This is a genomic window from Acinetobacter vivianii, assembly GCF_014635885.1.
GTDB classification, from domain to species: Bacteria; Pseudomonadota; Gammaproteobacteria; order Pseudomonadales; family Moraxellaceae; genus Acinetobacter; species Acinetobacter vivianii.
This window is the reverse complement of record NZ_BMDR01000009.1, coordinates 32085-55406: the sequence shown is the minus strand read 5'-3', so window position 1 is coordinate 55406 and position 23322 is coordinate 32085. Positions and strand designations below refer to the sequence as shown.

Sequence of the window (23322 nt, the reverse complement as noted above, 5' to 3'; positions counted from 1 at the left end):
AATGATTGCTTTACCAAATGATGATAGTACTTGCGGCTGGTATGCGGCATTGCCGCCAGCGGGTCCTGCTAAAAAGTTAATCGGTCCACAAAAAGCAGACTATGCCATTATTGGAGCGGGTTTCGCAGGATTAGCCGCAGCTCGTAGATTGGCAGAACTCAAGCCAAATGCCCGTATTATTCTAGTGGATGCTCAGCGTGTGGCTGAAGGTGCCTCAGGTCGTAATTCAGGGTTTGTAATTGATTTACCCCATAAATTTGCATTATCACATCCAGATCCTTCGCATAAGCAAAAGTTGTTAAGTCTAAACCGATCTGCAATTGCACAATTACAAGGTTTAGTAGAGCGCCATAATATTGATTGTCAGTGGTCGGCAGCAGGTAAATATCAAGGTGCAGTAGGTGAAAGAGGTGAAGCTCATCTCAATCATTTTGAACATCTGATGAAAGATTTAGGTGAACCATATCGTTGGGTTGAAAAGGCCGAGCTGAAAAAAATATTAGGGACAGATTTTTATAGTCGTGCAATTTTCACCCCAGGTTCTTACTTAATGCAACCAGCAGCCTTAGTAAGAGGTATGGGGGATAATCTACCAGCTAATGTTGAATTATTAGAGCAATCACCAATCCGTGATTTAAAAAGAAAGAATAATCAATGGGTATTAGAAGGTGATCAAGGCCTGATCACCACGCCTAAAGTACTTCTAGCAACAAGTATTTTTACGCGTGAATTTGGATATTTGAAAAATCGCTTATTACCCGTCATGACCTTCGCAAGTTGGACACGCCCTCTGACAGACCAAGAAATGAATATTTATCTTGGTGAGTTGGATTGGGGACTAACACCAGCAGATCATGCTGGAACTACATTACGTATGACGGCAGATCGTCGTATTTTGATCCGTAATACTTATAAACATGTACCGAAATACGGTGCCAATGTCAGCGATGATAATCGTCACTGGATACAGGCAGATCATCGTAAAGCCTTTTTAGCACGTTATCCAGAGTTAGCCGATGTGCCATTTACGCATACTTGGGGCGGTGTTTACGCGATTTCTCGTAACTTTACGAATTTCTTTGGTGAATTAGAAGATGGTGTTTATGCAAGTGCTTGTGACAATGGTGTTGGAGCAGCTTGGGGAACAATTTCAGGAACACTTTTAGCTGATTTGGTTGTAGGCGCAGACTCTCAAGCACTAAGTGATATTCAATTTGTGACGGGTATGCCAAGTCTAAATCCACCTGAACCATTTTTAGGTCTTGGAGTGAAGACTCGTATTCGATTTGAAAAGTGGCGTAGTCGTAGTGAATTGTAAGGTAAAAGATGATGAGTGAAGTTCGTTTAGTTGATAGTAAACAATTGATTTTCAACCTACGCGGTGAAACTCCTGATGGGATGGCATATGTTGCTAGAGCGTTAGGTGCAGATGTTTCACCGAATATGGGAATCGGATTTGCACGTTGGGAAGGGGCTGAAGTTAGCTGGAAATTACTTTATGACGAAGTCATTTTTGTAATTGAAGGCTGTTTTGAACTTACTGCTAATGGTCAAAAATATGAAGTTCGGCCGGGACAAATGTTATGGATTCCTGAGGGAACTGACTTAATTTATGGTGGTCATGCATTGTTTGGTTATGTAGTACATCCTGGCAATTGGAAAGAAATACACGGGATTGAATAAAACTATCCATCCACTTTTAAACAGAGCTCAAAGTGGATGGACTTTTTCATGAGTACTTAGGTTCAACGGCAATCTAAATAAAAGTTAATAAATTATTAATTTCAGGAACCTTTCTTGAATAGGAAATTGCGTCTGAAAAAAACAAGTAGAGAGTAGGATTAGCTCTTTGCAAATATTGATTTAACAAGGAATTGTATATGAGAAAAGTGTTTTTGAAGCTTGGATTGAGCTTAGCGTCTATAAGTTTGGCATGCCCTGCATTGGCAGGTTTAACTTTAGGAGATGCCAATAGTGAAACAGGGGCTTTAACTATTTCAGGTGCTTTACGCGCTAATTATCAAGATAAGAATTATGGTGAAGATGCATCTGATCATAAAATTCAATTTGATGCAGCAATTTTAAGATTAGGTTATGAATCACCAGACTGGTTCGGAAAAGTCGAATATCGCTGCTATCAATACGATACATTTTGCGACTTTTCAACTTTGGTATATGGATATGCGGGATATCATTTAAATTCAACGGATAATATCACTGTGGGTGTACAACCGATTCCATTTGGACCAGGTCGTTTTTGGGATACTAGCTTTTATGCTGGTATTAACAACACCATGGGTTTACAGGACGCTTCAAATTTAGGGGCAAATTATCACTTTGAATTACCGTCTGCCACTAAAATTGATTTAGCATATTTTGCAACTGATGGCGGTAATTATCATGGAGAAAGCAAAGATTCTGCTAGATATACTGCCAATGTAGTCAAATCTTCTGATCCATTAAAAACGAATCTTAATGAAAAAAATATGTGGATGGCAAGGGTAGATCAAGATCTTAAATTTCTAAGTACAGATGATCTGAAAATATCAGTAGGAGGAAGTTACTGGTACTCAGATATTGAAAATAAGAAAACCTCAGCTGATGGCTCAAGAAATACATGGGCACTATTTAATCGCATTAATTATAAAAATTTAAATGTTGTCGTCACTGGTGGAAGACAATCAATTAACAATAAGGATGCTTTAAGTCCAGATCGCTCTACTTTTGGATCTTTTGACGGAGAATATGATCTTGCTAACAAAGGTTATTTCTACACAGTCGATACAAGTTACGTATTTAAAAATGTACGTGATTCGCTGAATGTTACGCCGTACATCGTTTTTAGTGGTTTTAATAAGAAAGAAGATAGCTTTGATAACTCACAACGCAATATTGTTGGGGTCGCTTGGGACTATAAAAATGTTTCTTTATATACCGAATATTTAATGAGTAAAAATGATCCGTTTGTTGGAGGAACGGGTAGCTCCCTAGCAGCAGGTGATGATGGAAAGTGGAATAAGTTATTAAATCTAATGCTGGTTTATAACTTTTAAACGATATCAAAAAAACTTAATAATTTACAGTTCAGGAAGTTTTTTAACTTCCTGAACTTGTTAAGGATAACAAAAAATGTCTTCACCATACCTCAGTACTTTTATTCTATTTTTTTCGTTACTCAATCCTTTCCTCATGAGTATCTATATGATCGGTTTAATACGACATACAGAAACGAAAGTTTTTAATAAAGCTTTAATTCAAGGCAGTCTTATTGCGTATGTTGTTTTTCTACTCTTTGCTTGGGGTGGAGAAGCAATTTTTAATAAATATTTAAATGTAAGATTTGAATCATTTCTTATTTTTGGAGGGCTAATTTTTCTAGTAATAGGATATCGGTATGTATTCCAGGGGGCCGATACGATTGGAGAAATGAGAGGGGCTCCTGAACATTTGGCTGGAACTATTGCAATGCCATTTATGATTGGACCTGGCACGATTAGTGCTGCTGTAGTCACTGGAATGCATATGTCAATTTTAGAGGCAGCTGCAATTATAGCTTTAGTACTACTTTTAACGTGTAGTGTATTAATTCTTATGAAGTTTTCACATGATCACCTACGTTATAAACATGCAAAGTATATAGATCGTTATTTTGATATCGTAGGTCGTCTTGCTGCTTTAATAATTGGAACTATAGCAGTCGACATGATAGTAACTGGTGTTTTAAGACTAATTTAAAAAGAGAGATAAAGCCAAAGTTCATCTTTGGCTTATTTATTTTAGATTGCTAATTTCGGGTGGTGAATTTGTTTCTTACGAGTAGAGAGCCAACAAATTAATGAGCCAAATGTTACGGTAATTGCGCCATACCAAAAATTATTAGATAACGTGGAATGTAAGACTATGACTGAAAATGCAGAAGAGAGCATAGGAGAAAAATAAGATAGGATGACTAAAAGTGGCATATTCCCTTTGATGATTCCAACATTCCAAGCCAGATAGCCCATCGCAAAAAAGAATGCATTGATCAGGATAAAAGAATAGCTTGTGAAATGAGTGACATGAGGAAAATTAAACCCTTGTGTAAAAAAGGTCAGAATCCATAAAGCGATTGCTGTCAGAATAAAGTATAAAGAAACAGCATTAGTACCATTACTATGTTTTTTGGTATATATACAATAAAAAGCCCAAAGTATTGAAGCCAAAAAAATTAGAATATAGCTAAGTGGATTTTTATAAAAGTTATCAATAAAGTTAAGATTTGGATGATAGTTAATCATAACTATTCCTGAAAAACTAATTAATATACCAAAAATAGTTAAAAAGTTTACTTTTTCTTCTTTTAGTACCGCTAGCATTAAAATAATCAAGGTTGGCCATAAGCTAAAAATGATATTCATTTCAATCGACTTTTCAACTGATTTTGCTAATGTGATCGAAAAAGCAAAACATAATTCAAAGATTACAAAAAGTGAGCTAGAGATAATCAGAAATTTAGCAGACGTTTTTTTAAAGTCAGGTAAACCATAAGAAAAATATAAAAGAATGGCACTTAAAGTGTAGACATAAGTTACTGTATAAATTGGGCCAAAAATCTCTGTAGATAGCCTGAGTAGGCCAACTAAAGTTGACCAGAGTAATAAAGCTAAAATGCCCATACTGGTTGCAATCTGGCGGTTCATTTGTTTTGCCTGATTAAAATAATTTTAATATTAGTTTTTTAATAATTGTTTTTAAAGTTATATTCGCGTGATAATTTATCATGCAATAATGAGTTTTTATTATGGTTGGGTGAGTATTAGTTCTTGAGTCTATTTCTAGATAAAGTAATGACCATTACTCCAATAATGTTAAGAATACATCCAATCCATTGAATAGAATTTAAGTGTTCATCTAAAAACAAAATAGCTAGAAAAATAGTTAAAACAGGGCCAACTGATGAAATAATTGATGATTGAGCTGCACCTAAATGCTCAATACTAAACACAAGCAAAAGGGTCGGGAGGACCGTTGCAAAGATGCCTAGCCCAACGCCATACCAGATTATACTAAGTGGTAAGGAAGTTAAGTGCTGAAGGGGATGAGGATTTATAGAGATAAAATGGATGAAAATACAGAGACAAGCTGCGGACAGTGATAGCCCAGTTAAATTTAAGGAGCCAAATTTTTTTATTAGTGATGGCGTTAGTAACAGATAACATGCAAATGCAACAGCGCTTGCAAAGACAAGGCTAGCGCCAAGCCAAAAGTCATGCTGATCTGTTAAGTTCTTTTGTTCTTGCAGCATAACTAGAACAGTACCCCCATAACTTAAAATTAATGCAATGATGACTTTAATATTAAGTTTTTGTTTGAAGATGATACTGGAGGCGATAACAGTTAAAGTTGGATATAAGAAGAGAATAATCCTTTCCAAAGAAGCACTAATAAACATTAAGCCATAAAAGTCGAGCCAACTAGCGATGTAGTAACCAAGAGCACCAGTCAGAGTGAGTAGAAACCAATCTTTAAGCTTTACATTTTTAAGATGATGTCTACCAATCCAGCATATAAGTAAAAAGAATGGTAAAGCACTTGCCATTCTAATCACCATGAGTGTAGTTGCATCTAAAGTAGAGGTAATGGCATAAGCTTGTTTAATAAAAATAGCTTTAGTACTGAATAAAAAAGCTGATAAAAAGGCACTAACCGAACCTATCTGAAAGGATGAAAGTTTTAAGTTCATCAATTTTTTTCATTTGATTTTTGACATATTTGCTCATATTCAGCTTTTTTATAAGCTTCATAAGATGCTTTACTAATTACAACGGCAGACTCGCGCCCCCGACGTGTAATCTCAACTGGTTGTCCTGACACTGCTTGATCCATAATCATGGATAGTTGTGCTCTAGCATTAGAGTAATTCCAACTAATCATTTAAAAGTCCTTTTAGCTGTTTATTATCGGTTCAAAGATAAGAGAGACTATAGGATGAGTACAACGGATTTATTCTCAAGGTTTAATGATTTTTTATCATGGATCATTCGAACTTTTACCGCTATATCAATCAATAAACTACTTTCTAAATCTTGGGCTGCAAAGCAGTATTGCAAATAAAATAATACATATGCCAATAATGCTGAATAGATCGGGTAATTCATGCCAAAAAATAAATCCCCAAATCCCTGCAAAAATAATAGCAATATAATTCATTGGGCCAATTTGCCCTGCTGGCGCTAAGCTATAAGCATACGACATAAACAGTTGGCTAATGTTTGCTAAAAGTCCTGCGGCAATGAGCAGGCTTAATTCGTGCCAAGTGAAAATACGCCAGTGCCATAACATTGGAATAGATGAAATTAAACTACCAAAAATGCAGAAGTAAAATACAATACGTTCAGGCGGCTCTGTACTGGTTAAAGCTCTTACGGTAACAAAGGCCATGGCTGATAAAAAGCACGCACCTATGCCAATAAAAGACAATTCGTTAAATAAGCCTTGGTCGGGTTTGGCAACAAATAAAACTCCAACCAACCCAATAACAGCAGCAAAAATCATTGATTTAGTGATTTTTTCTTTTAAAAAAAGCCATGCAATCAGTGGAATAAAAATAGGAGAGGAATAACTGAAAACCATAGCATTTGAGAGTTTTAGGTTGGCAATGGCATAGAAAAAACCATACATTGCAGCAAGACCAACCAAACTTCGCCAAGTGTGCATCCAGAGTTTATCTGTTTTAACGAAGTCTAATCCTTGTTTAAACAGCATTGGGATAAAAATAAATAAACCCACTGCATTTCTAAAAAACACAACAGTGGCATTGTCTACGGTTTGAGACGCAAAACGAATGCACACTCCCATAATGGAAAACAAAAATGCTGATGTCAAAAGACAAAGCAAGGCTTTTCCAATTTGAGTCGAGGGCTGTGTCGGAGCAGACTGGTTTTGCATATACAAATGAGTTCTTGGTTTACAGGATTATTTTAGCAGCAGTGATTGGTTTGAGGGAAATGTGTCGTAATTAATATGGGAAATGTGAAAAAGATGAGGTGATATGCCTCATCTTTTAAACTTTATTAGGTCACGGGTGCTGGGTTGAATACAGCGAGTGAGTTATGAATACCCCAACGGTCTGACCATGTTTGTTGCTCGCCACTCGCCACTTGTAGAATTAGTTCAAAAAGTTCCCAACCTACTTCTTCAATGGTTTTCTTCCCAATGGCAATATCGCCAGCACTGATATCAATCAGGTCATACCAACGGTTTGCAATATTGTTTCGACTTGCCATTTTAATGACTGGCACGGCAGCCAACCCATAAGGTGTACCGCGGCCCGTTGTAAATACTTGAACTGTAATTCCAGAGGCCATTTGCTGCGTACCACAGATAAAGTCACTCGAAGGGGTTGCCGCAAAGATTAAACCTTTTTTAGTCGGTCTTTGACCCGGTGCGAGAACTTCTACAATCGGTGAGCGCCCCGATTTTGCGATCGATCCCATCGCCTTTTCTACAATGTTATTCAGCCCACCTTTTTTATTACCCGGTGTGGTATTGGCACTTCGGTCTACTTGGCCTGCTGCTAAATAGTCGTCGTACCATTTCATTTCCCGAATTAAATCTTTGGCAACTTGTTCACTTGCTGCACGTGGAGTGAGTAGATGAATACCATCACGGACTTCCGTAACTTCAGAGAACATAACGGTACCGCCACATTGCACAATCAGGTCAGCTGCGAAACCAACGGCAGGGTTAGAGGTGACTCCAGAAAATGCATCACTGCCGCCACATTGCATACCTACAACCAAATGAGATGCTGGAACTTCTTCTCGAGTACGTTGATTAAGCTTTTCAAGGTGTTGTTCTGCCACGGATAAAATATGGTTGACCATACTTTCAAAACCGTTGTGGCGTTCATCTTGCAACTGGATAATATCTTCGTTTGCTAGGGGAATATATTTGTTTTCTTTAGGAATATTTAAAAGCCGTTCGGGTTGCATTTTTTCGCAGCCCAGACTCACAACCATAATTTCTCCACCAAAATTAGGGTTGAGTGCAAGATTATGAATTGTGCGAATAGGAACACTTGCAGCAGGTGCATCAATTGCTACACCACAACCATATAAATGGTTTAATCCGACTACACCATCTACATTGGGATATTTAGGAAGTAAATCACGTTCAATAATTTTAACGACATAATCGACAATACCTTCTACACAATTCACACTGGTCGTAATACCTAAAATATTCTTTGTGCCGACGCTGCCATCCTTATTTTTATAACCTTTAAATGTATATCCGCTCAAGGCTGGAAGCTTTGGATCAGGACGCGTTGCTAACTCAAGGTCATCTAGCTCAGGTGCCTCAGGCATTTCGGTAACGGCTTCATTTACCCAAGAACCCGCGGGTAAATCTTTATTGGCATAGCCAATAATTTCCCCATAACGAACAATGGCTTCACCTTGCTTTAATGACTCTAATAAAACTTTATGTCCCTGTGGTACATGATCAACCAAGGTGAGTTGGTATTCTTCAATAGGTGTAGAGGTTGGTAACCCTCCGTCATTTACTACAATGGCTACATTATCAAGAGGACTAATTTTTATGAGGAGAGGCTTCAGCATGATCGTTCCTTGTATACATTTGAAGAGGGAGTCATAACGCTTAGTTTCTCTTTAAACGTTATGACCTAAAATTTTAAGAAGTAGGTTTTAACTCGAAGCGCTGGATTTTGCCGACCATAAACAGGTAGCAAATAATTGCGATGACCGCATGTACACCTACAAAAACAAGTGCACCATTGAAAGAACCTGTCGAATTGATGATATAGCCAATCGCAATAGGGATCACGATGCCTGCCGTATTGCCGAAGGTATTGAATAATCCACCTGACAAACCAACCATTTCTTTTGGTGCGACATCCGACATGACAGCCCAACCTAAGGCACCAAAACCTTTGCCAAAAAAGGCCAGTGACATGAAGAACAAGATGGCTGTTTGCGAATCAACATAGTTACAAACCACGATACTGGTTGATAGCAACATGCCAAAAATAATAGGGAATTTGCGAGAGAAGGTCAGAGATTTATTCATCTTGATGAGTTTGTCGGAAATCACACCGCCTAATACGCCACCAATAAATCCACAAAGCGCTGGTAATACAGCCGCAAAACCAGCTTCTAAAATTGACATTTGGCGTTCTTTTACAAGGTAAACAGGGAACCAAGTAATAAAGAAATAGGTTAAGCAGGTAATACAATATTGAGCAATAAAAATACCGAGAAGCATACGAGAAGAGAGTAGTTTCTTAATATTTTTAAAATTCATCTTGTTGTTTTCATCAGCAACTTTAAGCTGATTTTCACCCATGCTGGTAATGGCACCGCCTGCTTGTAAATATTTGAACTCATCTGAGTTAATCGTAGGGTGCTTTTCTGGGCTATAAATGACTTTTAACCAGATAAAAGCAATCACAATGCCTAGTCCACCCATAATCCAAAACACAGATTGCCAATGAATATGGGCAACCAACCATCCCATGAATGGTGCAAATATGACAGTGGCAAAATATTGAGCCGAGTTAAATATCGCTGCGGCAGTTCCGCGTTCTTTGGTTGGGAACCACGCTGCGACAATCTGGCTATTGCCCGGAAATGCAGGACTTTCAGATAATCCAACCAAGAAACGTAAGATAAATAATGAAGCAATAATAAGAGGGATAGAACCTAAAATATCGACAAAGCCTAAGAGAATCGTGAAAAATGACCAGAGCAGAATGCTCCAGAAATAAACTCTCCGTGCACCGAATTTGTCGAGTAACCATCCACCTGGAATTTGACCGATGACATATGCCCAGCCAAATGCAGAGAAAATATATCCCATGGTTACAGTGCTTAAACCAAGCTCTTGCGACATCGGGGCGGCAGCCATCGAAAGCGTCGCCCGATCACCGTAATTTAATGAAGTCACTAAAAAAATCATCGCTAAAATGTAATAGCGCGTTTTATTATGTTTTGCTCTTGGCTGACTTACAGCAGCAAGATTTGTTTGCAAATTATCCATATACAAACTCTTTTAATAATCGACCTATTTGCATATCCGTGAAATAGGTGACGTCATGTCAAATTCATCGATAGGATAAAGGAGAAATGAAATTTCTGTCTCTATCCTAAAGTCCTATTCTAAACCGCGCCTTAGATGTATGACATCATATGATTAAAAATATTATTTTGGCAAGTAGGCTGATAAAAATAATTTTTCGACGCATTATATTGACAAGTCATATGATGTCTTATAAGTTTTACAAATGAAAATAATCTCAATATGCCAAGGAGTATTTTAATGGCGACCTCTACACCTATCGTTAAATCAATTCGAGCAATTCCCGTTGCTGGACATGACAGTATGCTGCTCAATTTGAGTGGTGCTCATGGACCGTATTTCACTCGTAACATACTTATTATTGAGGATAATTCTGGAAATATTGGGGTAGGCGAAATTCCGGGCGGAGAAAAAATTTTAGCGACTTTAAATGATGCGAAAGCCTTGGTAGAAGGACAGCCGATTGGGGAATATAAAAATCTACTCAAGAAAATTCAGCAAACTTTTGCTGATCGTGACAGTGGTGGCCGAGGCAATCAAACCTTTGATTTACGAACTACGATTCATGTTGTAACGGCTTATGAGTCAGCACTACTTGATTTACTTGGTAAGCATTTAAATGTGAACGTTGCGAGCTTATTAGGCGAAGGTCAGCAACGTAGTGAAGTCGAAGTTCTCGGATATTTATTTTTTATCGGTGACCGAAAACAGACTTCATTAGACTATGCGACAACACCTCAGCATAACCATGATTGGTATAAAGTTCGTCATGAAAAAGCGTTAACACCTGAGGCTGTGCAGCGTTTAGCAGAAGCGTCTTATGATCGTTATGGATTTAAAGACTTTAAATTAAAAGGTGGCGTGTTACAGGGCGAACAAGAAGCTGAAGCTGTTACAGCTATCGCGCGCCGTTTTCCAGAAGCGCGTGTGACGCTTGATCCAAACGGGGCATGGTTTTTAGACGAAGCCATTGCTTTAGGCAAACATCTTAAAGGTGTGTTGGCCTATGCAGAAGACCCGTGCGGTGCAGAACAAGGTTATTCAAGCCGTGAAATTATGGCCGAGTTTAAACGTGCCACAGGTTTACCCACAGCGACCAATATGATTGCGACCGACTGGCGAGAAATGTCGCATAGTATTCAATTGCAAGCCGTTGATATTCCTTTGGCTGATCCACATTTCTGGACATTGGAAGGCTCGGTTCGAGTTTCACAGCTCTGCAATATGTATAACTTAACGTGGGGTTCACACTCTAATAATCACTTTGATATTTCACTTGCGATGTTTACCCATGTTGCAGCCGCGGCGGTAGGCAAGGTAACGGCAATTGATACGCACTGGATTTGGCAAGAAGGTACAGATCAGCTAACGAAAGAGCCGCTTGAAATTAAGGACGGTAAAATTCAGGTGCCAACCGCACCGGGACTTGGGGTTGAGCTGGACTGGGATCGAATTAATCAAGCCCATGAGCTGTATAAATTAAAAGGTTTAGGGGCTCGTAATGATGCTGATGCAATGCAATATTTAATTCCTAACTGGTCGTTTAATAATAAAAAGCCATGTCTGGTTCGTTAATTTTTAGCGATATGTCTAGATAATTCGCTTTTTTGATTGTTTTCAAACTTTGCTGCTCATACGAGCAGCTTTTTTATGTCTATTTATTCACTTTTACATTAAAAGTTTTTTTGAATATCTTATAAAACAAATGGTTGTGTTGTCGTGTTTTACCAAAACTTAATCTTTTTTAAAATTTTAAACTTTCATGGGAAAAAGATATTGATCAGAAGAAAACTTATGATGTAAGATGTCTGACAACATAAACACAGATGGATATTTTGTAATGGATGCTCTTGAGTTAAAAAACATTGTTTCTGACGGTCTTCTTTCTTTTCCAGTAACCGACTTTGACCAAAATGGGGACTTTAATAAATCTTCTTATGCAAAACGTCTTGAATGGTTAGCTCCTTATGGCGCAAGTGCATTATTTGCTGCGGGTGGTACAGGTGAGTTTTTCTCGTTAACTGGAAATGAATACGCTGACGTAATTAAAACTGCGGTTGATACTTGTAAAGGCAGTGTACCGATTATTGCTGGCGCAGGTGGTCCGACACGTCAAGCGATTGAACAGGCAAAAGAAGCAGAGCGCTTAGGTGCACACGGTATTCTGTTAATGCCGCATTATTTAACTGAAGCAAGTCAGGAAGGTTTGATCGAACATGTTAAGCAAGTCTGTAATTCAGTCGACTTTGGCGTAATTTTTTATAACCGTAGCGTTTCAAGACTCAATCTCGATTCAATCCAAAAGTTAGCCGAGATGTGCCCAAACTTAATTGGCTTTAAAGACAGCTCTGGTCAAATCGATATGATGACGGCAGTGACTCAAACGATGGGTGACCGTTTGTCATATTTAGGTGGCTTGCCAACAGCAGAGGTTTTTGCAGCGCCATATAAAGCCTTAGGTTGCCCAGTTTATTCATCAGCTGTATTTAACTTTATTCCAAAGACTGCAATGGAGTTTTATAACGCGCTTCGCAGTGATGACTTTGAAACAACCAATCGTTTGATTAAAGATTTCTTCTTGCCACTGATTAAAATTCGCGACCGTAAATCAGGTTATGCCGTCAGCATGATTAAGGCAGGCGCCAAAATTGTTGGACACGATGCTGGTCCAGTGCGTCCACCATTAAGTGATTTAACTCCAGCAGACTATGAAGATTTGGCTGCTCTCATTGCGACACTTGGTCCGCAATAATTTTAACTGTTTAGGCATTGGAGCTTTAAAATGAGTAAAAATAACGGTCGACAGTTTATTAATGGTCAACGCGTTGCTGCAAATACACCTGCTCTAGAAAGTGTGGGTGCAAAAGACTATCAACCAACTGGTTATATTTTTAGTCAGGCAACACTTGAAGAGGTGGATCAAGCTGCTCAAGCTGCGCATAACGCTTTTGCAGTGTATAGCCAAACATCTCAAGCGCAACGTGCCTCTTTTCTTGAAGAAGTTGCTCGTCAAATCGAGGCGTTAGGTGCGAATTTGCAAGAAGTCGCTTCACTTGAAACAGGCTTGCCGCTTGCTCGTCTTCAAGGGGAAACTGGTCGTGTTACAGGTCAGCTTCGACTATTTGCTGAACTTTTACGCCGCGGCGATTTTTATGGTGCTCGTATTGATGTGGCATTGCCAGAACGTAAACCTTTAGCACGTGTTGATTTGCGTCAATACAAAGTTGGAGTAGGGCCAGTTGCAGTGTTTGGTGCGAGTAATTTCCCTCTTGCATTTTCAACCGCAGGTGGAGATACCGTGGCAGCTTTAGCTGCAGGATGTCCAGTTGTGTTTAAGGCGCATTCTGGACATATGGCGACTGCCGAGCTTGTTGCAGAAGCCATTGAAAAAGCAATTGAAGTTTGCGATATGCCTAAAGGCACATTCAACATGATTTTTGGTGCTCGTATTGGTGCAAACTTGGTAGAACATCCACTGATTCAAGCTGCTGGTTTTACGGGTTCACTAGAAGGTGGCATGGCGCTTTATAACCTTGCGCAGAGCCGTCCTCAGCCAATTCCATTCTTTGCTGAAATGTCCAGTGTGAATCCTGTGGTGGTTTTATCTCAAGCGCTGAGTTCTCGTGGTGAACAAATCGCTCAGGACACGGTTGCCTCGTTTAATATGGGATGTGGTCAGTTCTGTACAAAACCAGGGTTAATTTTAGGCGTACAAGGTCCTGAATTTGACAAGTTCGTAGCAGCTTTAGCTGAAAGCACACAAAAAGCTGTGCCACAGGTCATGTTGAATGAAGGAACTTTAAAAAGCTACCGTCAAGGTATCGATGCTTTAAACAGTGAAGCTGGTTTTGAAGTGATTGCGACAGGGCAAGATGCTGAGCTCATTTCTCAAGCAAAAGCACATCTATTTAAAGCGGATCAATCTGTTTTATTGTCAGGTAATCCAAAACTACAGCATGAAGTTTTCGGGCCAATGTCAATCGTGATTGGCGTGGAAGATGAGGCGACTTTGTTAAAAGGGATTGAGGCTTTAGGCGGGCAGCTTACAGCAACGATTATTGGCGATGAAAATGAATTATCTGAAGCAGGTGAGCTTCTTCACTTGTTAACTGGTAAAGCGGGTCGTGTATTGTTTAATGGCTTCCCGACAGGAGTTGAGGTATCTGATGCGATGGTGCATGGTGGCCCTTTCCCTGCAACCAGTGATGCGCGTGGAACGTCGGTCGGTACGGGCGCAATTGAACGTTTCTTACGTCCAGTCTGTTTCCAGAATACGCCACAAGTATTGTTACCCGATGCGTTAAAAGATAGTAATCCGCTACAGATTAATCGTCTGGTGAATGGGCAGTTAAGTCAGGCTCAAATTTAAAGGATTGTGCAGCTCAAGCTAAAAGATTGAGCTGCATATTTCTCATTAAATCAGCTAATCATCACTATTTTACCAAGTGCAAGTGATCACATCTTTCTCGTTGAACGAAAATGCATGAGTAACATAAATGAATTAAATTTTAGGTATTTAGGGGAATAAAAAAGCAAATATGACTATCGGTTAAGATTATAGTAGAATGAATTTTCTAATTTTTTTAAATATTTCATGAGTTCTTCAGATTATGTCTAGCGCAATTAAACCTAGATCAACAAAAAAACTAAGCCAGATTATTGTAGAACAACTAATCGAAAAAATTCAGTCTGGAGAATTTAAAGTTGGAGAGAAGATTCCAACGGAACTGGAATTGATTGAAACATTTGAAGTCAGCCGTTCTGTCATTCGTGAAGCAATTACCGAGTTGCGCTCTTTAGGTTTTGTCGAGACTCGTCACGGAATTGGGACTTTTGTTAAAGAACAAACCATTGAACAGAATTTTTTGCTGTCGAATGCCAGCTTAGAAACCATTAACGATATTGTTTCTTTACTTGAGCTTAGGATGAGTCTTGAATCTGAAGCTGTGTTTTTAGCCTCAGAGCGCCGTAAGCAAATTCACATTGATAAAATGAAAGCTGCGCTTGAGGACTTTGAGCATCATATTTCTTCAGATGCAAATGATGGCACAGTAAAAGCGGATTATGATTTCCATATTGCGATTGCTGAAGCTTCGGAAAATCAATATTTCGTCGATTTTTTAAAGTATCTGGGGGAAAAAATTATTCCGCGTGCACGCTTAAAATCAATTGAGCAAAGTCCTGAAAATCGTGAAGAATATTTAAAAGCGGTTCACCATGATCATGTCAATATTTATAACGCAATTGTCGATCAAGATGGTTTGTTAGCTCGACAAATGATGCGAGCTCATCTTTCTAAAAGCATTAAAAAGTTTAAGCAATAAGCATCGATTTAATCTTGAATCTCGTGTGATAAAAAAAGAGAGCGTCTATCCGCTCTCTTTTTTAATATTTCTCATTGGAGTTTTTGGTTCTAAAACTAAAACTTCTCTCTCACCCAACCATAAGCTGCAGCAAATGGCAGCGCGGTTCTCGCCAAATAAGGAACATGCCATAACCCCCCATGATTCGCATTTTCCATAATCAGCTCGAAAGGATGTTCGAGTGGTCTTTCTGGATTGGTTGCACTCTCAGGATTATTTAAATCATGCACCCACAGCGCAGCCATAATGGCATTTGTGGTTTCAGGACTAAAGGTTTCGACTTTAAACAAATCAGCCCCTGAAAAAGCCGCCTTAAGAATTGGATTCTTAACAACCGAATGTGTGGTGGTTGATGGTGCAATATTGATAACCGTTTTTTGACCACGTGCGCGGGTACAAATGGCAAACCACTGTTGCAGGCGCTTCGCAAGGGCATAGTTAGGGCCTTGTTCAATCACCATACAATCCGAGATACCATATTTTTGGCCGTTATCTGATTCAATCAACTGTTCGATATTCGATTTAAAAAAATGACTTAACGAGATGTTATGAATCGATTTAGTCAGTAATTTCTCGACAAGTGGACGCTGTTTAATTTTCTGCTGGATCGACGCTACAACCGATTCTGGAATGGCATAAATGTCGGTTGGCGTTAGCATAAACATGATGCTGCTATCGGCTTTTTGACGGCTGACCTGTTCCATAATGCTGATCATGGCAATAGAAACACGAACATGTTTTTCACCATCCAGATATGCAATCCCAGCCAGATCTAAACGTTGCTCAAATGTATTTAACCAGTTTGCAATTTCTGGTGTTTGAGTCAGAAGATTTGCGCCCATCTGTTTTTCACCATTTTGCAAAGTGATTTGCGGTGCAATCAGTGTGGCATTGCCTTGTTGAATGGTGTTGGTAATTTTTTGCCAGATTTTTGGATTCGGTAAGTCAATCGCAACAATATTCGCACGCCATTTGGCTAACCAGCTTAAAGGCCCAGCTTCAGACGCTGCCCCGAAGAGCACCATAGTACGAGAGGACAAATCAAACCATTCTGGATGAGCCTGCAACAGACGTAACGCTTTGGCATGACTGGGTTCGATGATCTGTTGCTGTTCCCAGCGATCAATCTGCTTAAGTAAGGCTTCACCTTGCAGTTTTTGTCCTTTAAACGGAATATACCACGGCTCAATCGTCGGGCTGCCTGTACCTTTCAGCACAAAGTTTTCAAAAGGCTGTTCTTTAACATCAGCCATTGCCTGTTCTAAAGACGTTTGCTGTCCAGCACGATGAAAGTGAAATGACTTTTTAGCTGTATCCAAGCCTTGCTGAGCAATGAGGAGAGGATTCTGTACAGAACGAATGCCTGTTTTCACCAGCTCTTGAAAATAAACTGGATATTTCTTTCTCCAGTTTTTTTCAGCAGTTAATTGAGTGGCGTAGGGAGAATCGACACTTTTTAGTGCTGCGTATAAGATTTTCTTTGCGGTATCTGTCGTGCTGGGCTTGTTTCTGCCAGGCTGAATTGGAAACTGTATTCCATCCATATTCGATTGTGATCTATTACTCAATGCGCTGCTCCAATCTACTGAATGCTAAAATTCAAAAAAGTAGAGGGACTCTTTGTCTCATCCATATTTATGTTTCCAGCATAAGTCTAAATGATGAAATTAAAAATAGCGGAAATAGGGCAATTTATCACGATTTTGGGATAGGGTAAATTAGATCAAAAAGACCAGCTTGTTAGCTAAAAAATATTAATTACAGTGGTTTAGGAGAGAATTTGGTTTTTATTCTCTTTGGTTCGGATAGGTAAAATATTACTTTGGAGGTGTTACCGTAACTTGTAAGCACTGATTAGCAATGAAGATCCGAGTGGGAAATCAGGTTGATCTCATATCATCTGCTTGCAAAGACTGTTCATATGTTTAATAAATAAAAATACAGTTCATGATTTGAATATAGCGCTTTGTAATTTAGAGAAAACGTGAATAGAAAAAAACTCAACCACGATGGAAAATTTGTCAATTTTATAGTTTCGTACTTTTGTGTAGCTTTAATTTAACAAATAGATGCTAGGTCAGGAGAGACCATCATGCGTATAGAAAAGCACACGATTAATAGACGCTCATTTCTCGGATTATCTGCGGGTAACTTTCTGGAATGGCTTGATTTTACGTTATATGGATATTTCGCTCTCGCGATCGCACATAATTTTTTCCCTGCTGAAAATGAAATTTTATCGACTTTGGCTGCGATTACCACTTTTGCAGTGGGCTTTTTGGTCAGACCACTCGGTGCTTATTTCATTGGACGTTATGCTGATCGTAAAGGTCGTAAATCAGCAATGATTTTAACCGTCATGTTGATGGGGGTAGGTACTCTTTTAATTGCGGTGGCTCCGCCTTATTCGCAAAGTGGATATCTCGGCACAGCCATGGTGGTGTTGGGAAGATTGGTTGCTGGACTTGCTGCATCAGGAGAATTTGGCGCTGCTGTTTCTTTGGTAATGGAAAGTTGTCCTAAACAGCGTAGAGGATATTATGGCGCATTATTTAATAGTTCAACTTATCTTGCGCTTGCAACGGGTTCTGGTATCGCATTATCGATTTATGGGATTTTGGGGCAAGCAGCCACTTTAGACTGGGGATGGAGAATTGGCTTCTTCATTGGCCTTGCAGTTATACCTTTAGGTTTATATTTACGTCGCTATATGGAGGAAAGTGAGGTACTGGTTCAAGATCAAGCCAATAAAGTCGCGCCTAAATTAACATTCGGACAGATTTTTCAAAGAGTGATGCTGGTCGCTTCGCTTTCTGGTTTTGGTTCCGCTGTGGTTTATCTGGTGATTATCTTTATGCCATCTTTTGCTAAGCAAGGGATGGGGATTGAACCTGTTATTGGTACCGCAAGTTCAACATTGGCGACATTGTTCATCATTATATTTTCAATCATCGGCGGCATTTGGTCAGATAAATCAAACAGAATGGTAGTGATGTATACCGGTGTCATTCTCTGTGCGTTTATCGGTATTCCGCTTTATGAATATTTATTGGCAGTACCTTCTGCAAGTCGCTTGTTCTTGTTCCAGCTTGTGTGTGCCAGTGGCTTAGGCCTGATGATCGGTGGCTATTTCCCATTTATTTCAGATTATTTCCCAGCCAGACAACGTGCTTTGGGAATAGGACTTGGTTATAACGTGGGTGTTACTTTATTTGGTGCTTTATCCCCGATTGTATCAACCTATGCATTGAGTAAAGGCAATTTACAGGCGCCTGTGATTTATCTCTCGGTTGCAGCGATAATTTCAATTACCTCGCTTTTACTCTGTCATCGAGGTATCAAATTACGTGCATCACAACTGGTTATTTGAGTTGTTGATATGAATATTAAGCTTATTAGGCGAAGTTAAAATAAAGGATTAAATTTTAATTGAGCGTGACTTAATAATTTGGCTTAAAGTTTTGTGAATATTTTATTCAAACCTACTTTTTTAAAGTAGGTTTTTTATTTTTATAAGTTTTCCTAAAAATATTTGAGTAGAAAAATATTCAACTGCGATGGAAAAGATATCAATTTAAAAAAATAAAGAGTTTGTGTAATTTAAAGGAATAGAAAAATGTTGGTTCATGGAGTGAAATATAATGTTTAGATCTATTTTATGTTTAAGTATATGCGCATTACCAATAGCAGCTTTTGCAGATATTAGCGTTGGTGATGAAAACTCTCCCTTTAAAGTATATGGGGTACTGGATTACGGGATAAATTATTCTCATTCAGAAGTACAAGACTCACATGAGTTTCAAAGTGGAATGGATTATGCGAGCCGCTTAGGATTAAAACTGAATCTTAAATTAAATGACGACCTGTCTATTGTTGGAAATGCAGAGTCAATGATCGATTTACGCAAAATGGAATTTGTGCGGAAGACGACTTTTGCTCGTGCAGAGTACTTAGGTTTGCAGTCCAAACAGTATGGAACGCTGGTGTATGGACGAGTTATGCCTGCCGTTGCTGGTGCATTAGAAGAGTTATTTGCCGCTCCTTTTACCCCGACAGCGATTGCGATTCAGGCTTACGACCTTGGTGCTGGTGCACCTAATTATGATTTGAGGACCAGTCGGGCAGTCAGTTATACCACCCCAACATTTAAAAATACTTCGTTGACCATGCTCTATTCTCCAAACCAGATGGTTGGAGAGGGTTCGTATGTAACAGATGCGAAAAACTATGGCATTTTGGCGATTTATGATGATGGGGTAAATCGAGTAAGTGGATCCTATAATGAACTGATTAGCAATTTTTCAGTAAATTATAAAGGAGAGATTTTAAGCGATGTTAAAACCAAGGATTATCGTGCGCTTGTTCTAAGAAGAATGAATAAAAATTTAACTTTAATTGGTACGGCAGGATATTTTAAACCTGATAGTCCACATGCTGCTTCTGCTCAGGTTTATGGTGCAGCGATTAATTTTGAACAGCCGAAGTATAGTTTAAAAGCCTCTGTTTATTGGCGTGATGTTGATCAGCAGGATCGGACTGCGATGGTTTACTCGGCAGGTGCCAATTATCATATTAATAAACATTTGGATGCTTATATTCGTGCAGCCTATGTCGATAATAATGAAAATTCATTTTATACAATCAATGATATTGCATTAAGTGGTGCTGGAGATGATCCTTCAACTTATGGGGTGGGTTTAAAGTTTTCCTTCTAGTTTTTAAATATATCGTGAAATCAATTTAATTTCTTAAATTAACTCTATTTCACAAATCCATTTTTTTAAGGAGCAAAAAATGAATATTGAACCAATATTTTATCCACCATCTAAAAGTGAAATCCAGAATAGATTAATACGCGTTCAGGAACAGATGCAGAAGGAAGGTCTTGATCATTATGTATCCTTTTGTCCAGATAATATTTTTTATTTAACCAATTTTGCAAATGCAGTACATGAGCGGCCTTTTGTCTTGGTGATTCCTCAAAAGGGTGTACCAAAATTTATTGTCCCTCAACTGGAAATTCCGCATGTTCAATCTCGTGCTGTGAGTGAGATTGAACTTATTCCATATTTTGAATTTCCAGCGCCAGCAGGTCGGGCATGGAGTGATCGATTTAAAGAACTATTTGAGAACAATCCGCGTATTGGTGTTGAATCAATTTGTCCCTTACAGATTTATTCTGAAATTCCTGGCGAGCGTATCCGTACCGATATCATTGATGATCTACGTATGATCAAATCGGATTATGAAAAAGGACGTCTGGCTTATGCATGTCAGTTAGCGACAGAAGGACATAATCTATTACTGTCATCTGCGTATCCGGGTATGAACTTGATGGAAATGATTGGTCAGGTGAGAGAGCTTATTTTTACTCGGTTGCTGACCGATAGTAGAGAACTTAATCCGTTCGCTACCAGAATTTCGGCAGTATTTCAGCCGCCAAGTGTGTCTCATGATCCGCATAACTTTACCAATATTGATATGAGAATGGAGCCGGGCGGCCCACATGTATCGATTGTAAATGCAGTGATGAACGGTTACGGCGCTGAAGTTGAAAGAACCTTTTTTCTTGGTAAAGTGCCTGAAAATGCGAAAAAACCGTTTGAGATTATGCTGGAAGGTCGCCGTATTGCTTTCGAAATGGCAAAACCCGGTCAATTAATGAGTGAGGTTGATCGAACTGTGAATGACTATTTCCGAAAAGCTGGAATGGGGGATTATCTGCTACATCGTACTGGACATGGTATGGGCGTTACTGGGCATGAGGCGCCGTTCTTTGCGGAAGGGTATGATCGCCCGATTCAGGAAGGGATGTGTTTTACCATTGAACCAGGACTTTATATTGAAGGTGTGGGCGGTTTTCGCCATTCCGATACGGTCTTGATCGGCTCTGAGGGTCCTGTGATGTTGACCGATGGGCCAATTGAAATGGCTGAGTTGACCTTTCCGATCTAAGTTTAAATAAGTCAATAAAGGCCTATCTTGATTTTAGCTAGGCCTTTAATTGTGAGTCTGTTTAAATAACTTTATCTGGATTCATAACAAATCAGATCACGTAATTTTCTAACATTGCTGTTGAGCGGAATTCGACTATTCCAGATGATGATTTGAGGCTTGATGGTGAAACTTAATTCACGATTTAAAATCTGAAGATTATTATTTTTATGAAGCAGCCTCGCGAGATTGCTGGACGTGATGGTGATTGAAGGATATTTCTCCATGATATTTAGAATCAGATGTGGTGGGTTATCTACTTCAATTAGATTTTTAGGCTGTTTTAGTCCTCTGGCCACCAGGTTCGCGTCAAAACATTGACGTACAGGGCAGCTTGGAGCGGTCAGACACCACGGGTAATCTAACAAATCTTTTAAATCTTTATGTTCGGCAGGAATGTTTAGATGATGACTGGCAATCAATATCAACTGATGTTCATGTAATAAAATTGCACGTAAATCATGTTCGAGGTCATCGACTTCGGCCCGACAAATCGCCAAATCAATTTCACCTGCCCGTAAATAAGAGAGTAAAGACGTTTTATCGCCAGCTTTAATACTGATTTCTGTTTCAGGAGAAATCTGTTTAAAACGTACAATTGCATTGGCAAGTGCATTTTCCAATGACGGTGCATGTATACCGATTGAGATTTTACTGGCACGTGCACCTCTGAGTGAGGCAATTCTGTCGTGACCTTCGCGAAGTTGTGCTTCTATTTTTAAATAGGAGTCGATCAGGATTAAACATTCGGGCAGGGCAACCAGTTGCCCAACTTCTCTTCTAAAGAGTTGTTCACCATAGTTGGCTTCAATTTCTGCAAGAGCTTTGGAAACGGCAGATGTAGTCATATGCATCATCTGCGCGACTTTGGTCAGAGATTTATGCTGCTCTAACAAAGAAAGAATTTTTAGGTTCTTAAACTTCACCCGAGAACTAAAAAACGAATCTAAATCATCCATGATATGCTGTTTTAAAAATATTTCTAACTCGATTCTATAATCTTTCAGTGAGTGAATACTAATCTTATTTTCATGTGATGATGCATTCACTTTTACGCTGTCAATCCGCTAGGGTTATTTTTAAGATTTCTTGGCAAGCGTGCACGATCTCTATTTGATTCATCAAGAGAATAACCCTTAATATTCAGCCAAAAATCGAGCTGTTAATGTTTTAAGCAGCCCCAGAAAAAGCTCCAGTAAGCTGAGGAAAAAATGAATCGAAAGTACGTCTCATTTTTTCCAACAAACTTAAATTTCACACAGCAAATGAATATCTTCTGGCTCGAGTTGCCATAATTGATGATCGGGTTTGTCCAATACTTGAGCGCCATGTTTCATATAAAAATCAACAGTTCGCTTGCTAGGTGTGGCAGAAATATAAAGATATTTTGCGCCTAGCTTTATTGCAGATATTTTCGCTGCCTGCATGAGTTGTGCACCAATCCCTTGACCTTGCTGATCGGCATCGACATAAAAATAGTGTAAAAGTTTGGCATCTGGATAATCTTGAATGATCTGATTGGATACCACGGAAATGCCGGCCATTTTTTCTTGCTGATTAAAGGCCCCGATGAATTCTGCTTGTTCGTGGTAGAGCTGTTTTAATTTAGGCGGATCATTTTGCAGATGATAAGTATCCCAATGCTGAACATCATAAAAACAGTCAACGAGTTGCAAACACTGTTGTTTGACATAATTTTGAGTAATCAGTTCACGTCGATGAATGTGTTGCCAGATCAAATCAATTTCTGAATATTGAAGTGGTCTTAAAATAATATTGATGCTGTTTTCCTTCTCTTTGTATTTGTTTATATTTTAACGGCTAAGGCAGGTTTTAAACAGTTTATTTACATTAGAGACAATCTGTTAATCAAATCAGCTATACCTCA

Annotated in this window: 20 protein-coding genes; 11 read left to right on the top strand and 9 right to left on the bottom strand. The window is 39.0% G+C overall.

Going from position 1 to position 23322, the window contains the following annotated elements; translation table 11 throughout:
• Position 1 precedes the first annotated feature (1 nt).
• The 4 genes from IEV36_RS16095 (at position 2) to IEV36_RS16080 (ending at position 3735) form a co-directional block, all read left to right on the top strand.
• Positions 2 to 1318 (top strand): NAD(P)/FAD-dependent oxidoreductase, encoded by a 1317-nt coding sequence (locus tag IEV36_RS16095; protein ID WP_005256452.1) that lies wholly within the window; start codon positions 2 to 4, stop codon positions 1316 to 1318.
• An 11-nt stretch (positions 1319 to 1329) separates the two neighbouring features.
• Positions 1330 to 1683, top strand: coding sequence for a EutQ-related cupin domain-containing protein (locus tag IEV36_RS16090; RefSeq protein ID WP_005256454.1), 354 nt, complete (start codon positions 1330 to 1332; stop codon positions 1681 to 1683).
• A 197-nt stretch (positions 1684 to 1880) separates the two neighbouring features.
• Positions 1881 to 3053, top strand: a complete 1173-nt coding sequence (locus IEV36_RS16085; protein ID WP_005256455.1) for a hypothetical protein — start codon at positions 1881 to 1883, stop codon at positions 3051 to 3053.
• Between the two features lie 76 nt (positions 3054 to 3129).
• Entirely contained in the window at positions 3130 to 3735 is a 606-nt protein-coding gene (locus IEV36_RS16080; RefSeq protein ID WP_005256456.1) for a MarC family protein, read from the top strand.
• 41 nt (positions 3736 to 3776) lie between these two features.
• Here the strand turns inward: IEV36_RS16080 and yddG are convergent, their stop codons facing one another.
• The 6 genes from yddG to IEV36_RS16050 form a co-directional block, all read right to left on the bottom strand.
• A complete protein-coding gene (gene yddG / locus IEV36_RS16075) occupies positions 3777 to 4679 on the bottom strand; it encodes an aromatic amino acid DMT transporter YddG (RefSeq protein ID WP_005256457.1) in 903 nt (300 codons plus the stop codon).
• 116 nt (positions 4680 to 4795) lie between these two features.
• Positions 4796 to 5722 carry a DMT family transporter gene (locus IEV36_RS16070; RefSeq protein ID WP_005256458.1) on the bottom strand — a complete coding sequence of 309 codons (927 nt, stop codon included), beginning with the start codon at positions 5720 to 5722 and terminating at the stop codon, positions 4796 to 4798.
• On the bottom strand, positions 5722 to 5913 hold the full coding sequence (locus tag IEV36_RS16065; RefSeq protein WP_005256459.1) for a type II toxin-antitoxin system Phd/YefM family antitoxin: 192 nt from the start codon (positions 5911 to 5913) through the stop codon (positions 5722 to 5724). The genes IEV36_RS16070 and IEV36_RS16065 overlap by 1 nt, the downstream gene beginning before the upstream one ends.
• A gap of 138 nt (positions 5914 to 6051) precedes the next feature.
• Positions 6052 to 6927 carry a DMT family transporter gene (locus IEV36_RS16060; protein ID WP_005256460.1) on the bottom strand — a complete coding sequence of 292 codons (876 nt, stop codon included), beginning with the start codon at positions 6925 to 6927 and terminating at the stop codon, positions 6052 to 6054.
• A gap of 125 nt (positions 6928 to 7052) precedes the next feature.
• Positions 7053 to 8600 (bottom strand): galactarate dehydratase, encoded by a 1548-nt coding sequence (gene garD, locus IEV36_RS16055; RefSeq protein WP_005256461.1) that lies wholly within the window; start codon positions 8598 to 8600, stop codon positions 7053 to 7055.
• Positions 8601 to 8673: 73 nt separating this feature from the next.
• The gene (locus IEV36_RS16050) at positions 8674 to 10038 is read right to left on the bottom strand and encodes an MFS transporter (protein ID WP_005256463.1); all 1365 of its coding nucleotides are present in this window, start codon (positions 10036 to 10038) and stop codon (positions 8674 to 8676) included.
• A gap of 279 nt (positions 10039 to 10317) precedes the next feature.
• Here IEV36_RS16050 and gudD point away from each other — a divergent pair, with 279 nt between their 5' ends.
• The 4 genes from gudD to IEV36_RS16030 all read left to right on the top strand — a co-directional run bounded on the left by gudD (position 10318) and on the right by IEV36_RS16030 (position 15401).
• Positions 10318 to 11652 (top strand): glucarate dehydratase, encoded by a 1335-nt coding sequence (gudD, locus tag IEV36_RS16045; RefSeq protein ID WP_005256465.1) that lies wholly within the window; start codon positions 10318 to 10320, stop codon positions 11650 to 11652.
• A 265-nt stretch (positions 11653 to 11917) separates the two neighbouring features.
• Positions 11918 to 12829, top strand: a complete 912-nt coding sequence (kdgD, locus tag IEV36_RS16040; protein ID WP_005256467.1) for a 5-dehydro-4-deoxyglucarate dehydratase — start codon at positions 11918 to 11920, stop codon at positions 12827 to 12829.
• A gap of 30 nt (positions 12830 to 12859) precedes the next feature.
• Positions 12860 to 14446: an aldehyde dehydrogenase (NADP(+)) gene (locus tag IEV36_RS16035; protein WP_005256468.1), complete on the top strand. Its 1587-nt coding sequence runs from the start codon at positions 12860 to 12862 to the stop codon at positions 14444 to 14446.
• Between the two features lie 241 nt (positions 14447 to 14687).
• On the top strand, positions 14688 to 15401 hold the full coding sequence (locus IEV36_RS16030) for a FadR/GntR family transcriptional regulator (protein ID WP_005256470.1): 714 nt from the start codon (positions 14688 to 14690) through the stop codon (positions 15399 to 15401).
• A 95-nt stretch (positions 15402 to 15496) separates the two neighbouring features.
• Here the strand turns inward: IEV36_RS16030 and IEV36_RS16025 are convergent, their stop codons facing one another.
• Entirely contained in the window at positions 15497 to 17008 is a 1512-nt protein-coding gene (locus IEV36_RS16025; RefSeq protein WP_005256472.1) for a hypothetical protein, read from the bottom strand.
• A gap of 524 nt (positions 17009 to 17532) precedes the next feature.
• Between IEV36_RS16025 and IEV36_RS16020 the strand changes: the two genes are divergently transcribed.
• The 3 genes from IEV36_RS16020 (at position 17533) to IEV36_RS16010 (ending at position 21395) form a co-directional block, all read left to right on the top strand.
• The gene (locus IEV36_RS16020; protein WP_005256473.1) at positions 17533 to 18810 is read left to right on the top strand and encodes an MFS transporter; all 1278 of its coding nucleotides are present in this window, start codon (positions 17533 to 17535) and stop codon (positions 18808 to 18810) included.
• 271 nt (positions 18811 to 19081) lie between these two features.
• The gene (locus IEV36_RS16015; protein WP_005256476.1) at positions 19082 to 20155 is read left to right on the top strand and encodes a porin; all 1074 of its coding nucleotides are present in this window, start codon (positions 19082 to 19084) and stop codon (positions 20153 to 20155) included.
• Between the two features lie 79 nt (positions 20156 to 20234).
• Positions 20235 to 21395, top strand: coding sequence for a M24 family metallopeptidase (locus IEV36_RS16010; RefSeq protein WP_005256478.1), 1161 nt, complete (start codon positions 20235 to 20237; stop codon positions 21393 to 21395).
• A 71-nt stretch (positions 21396 to 21466) separates the two neighbouring features.
• Here IEV36_RS16010 and IEV36_RS16005 read toward each other — a convergent pair whose 3' ends face one another.
• Together IEV36_RS16005 and IEV36_RS16000 are read right to left on the bottom strand one after the other, a co-directional pair.
• Positions 21467 to 22393 carry a LysR family transcriptional regulator gene (locus tag IEV36_RS16005; RefSeq protein ID WP_032864013.1) on the bottom strand — a complete coding sequence of 309 codons (927 nt, stop codon included), beginning with the start codon at positions 22391 to 22393 and terminating at the stop codon, positions 21467 to 21469.
• 288 nt (positions 22394 to 22681) lie between these two features.
• Entirely contained in the window at positions 22682 to 23209 is a 528-nt protein-coding gene (locus IEV36_RS16000) for a GNAT family N-acetyltransferase (RefSeq protein ID WP_081402407.1), read from the bottom strand.
• Between the last annotated feature and the right edge of the window lie 113 nt (positions 23210 to 23322).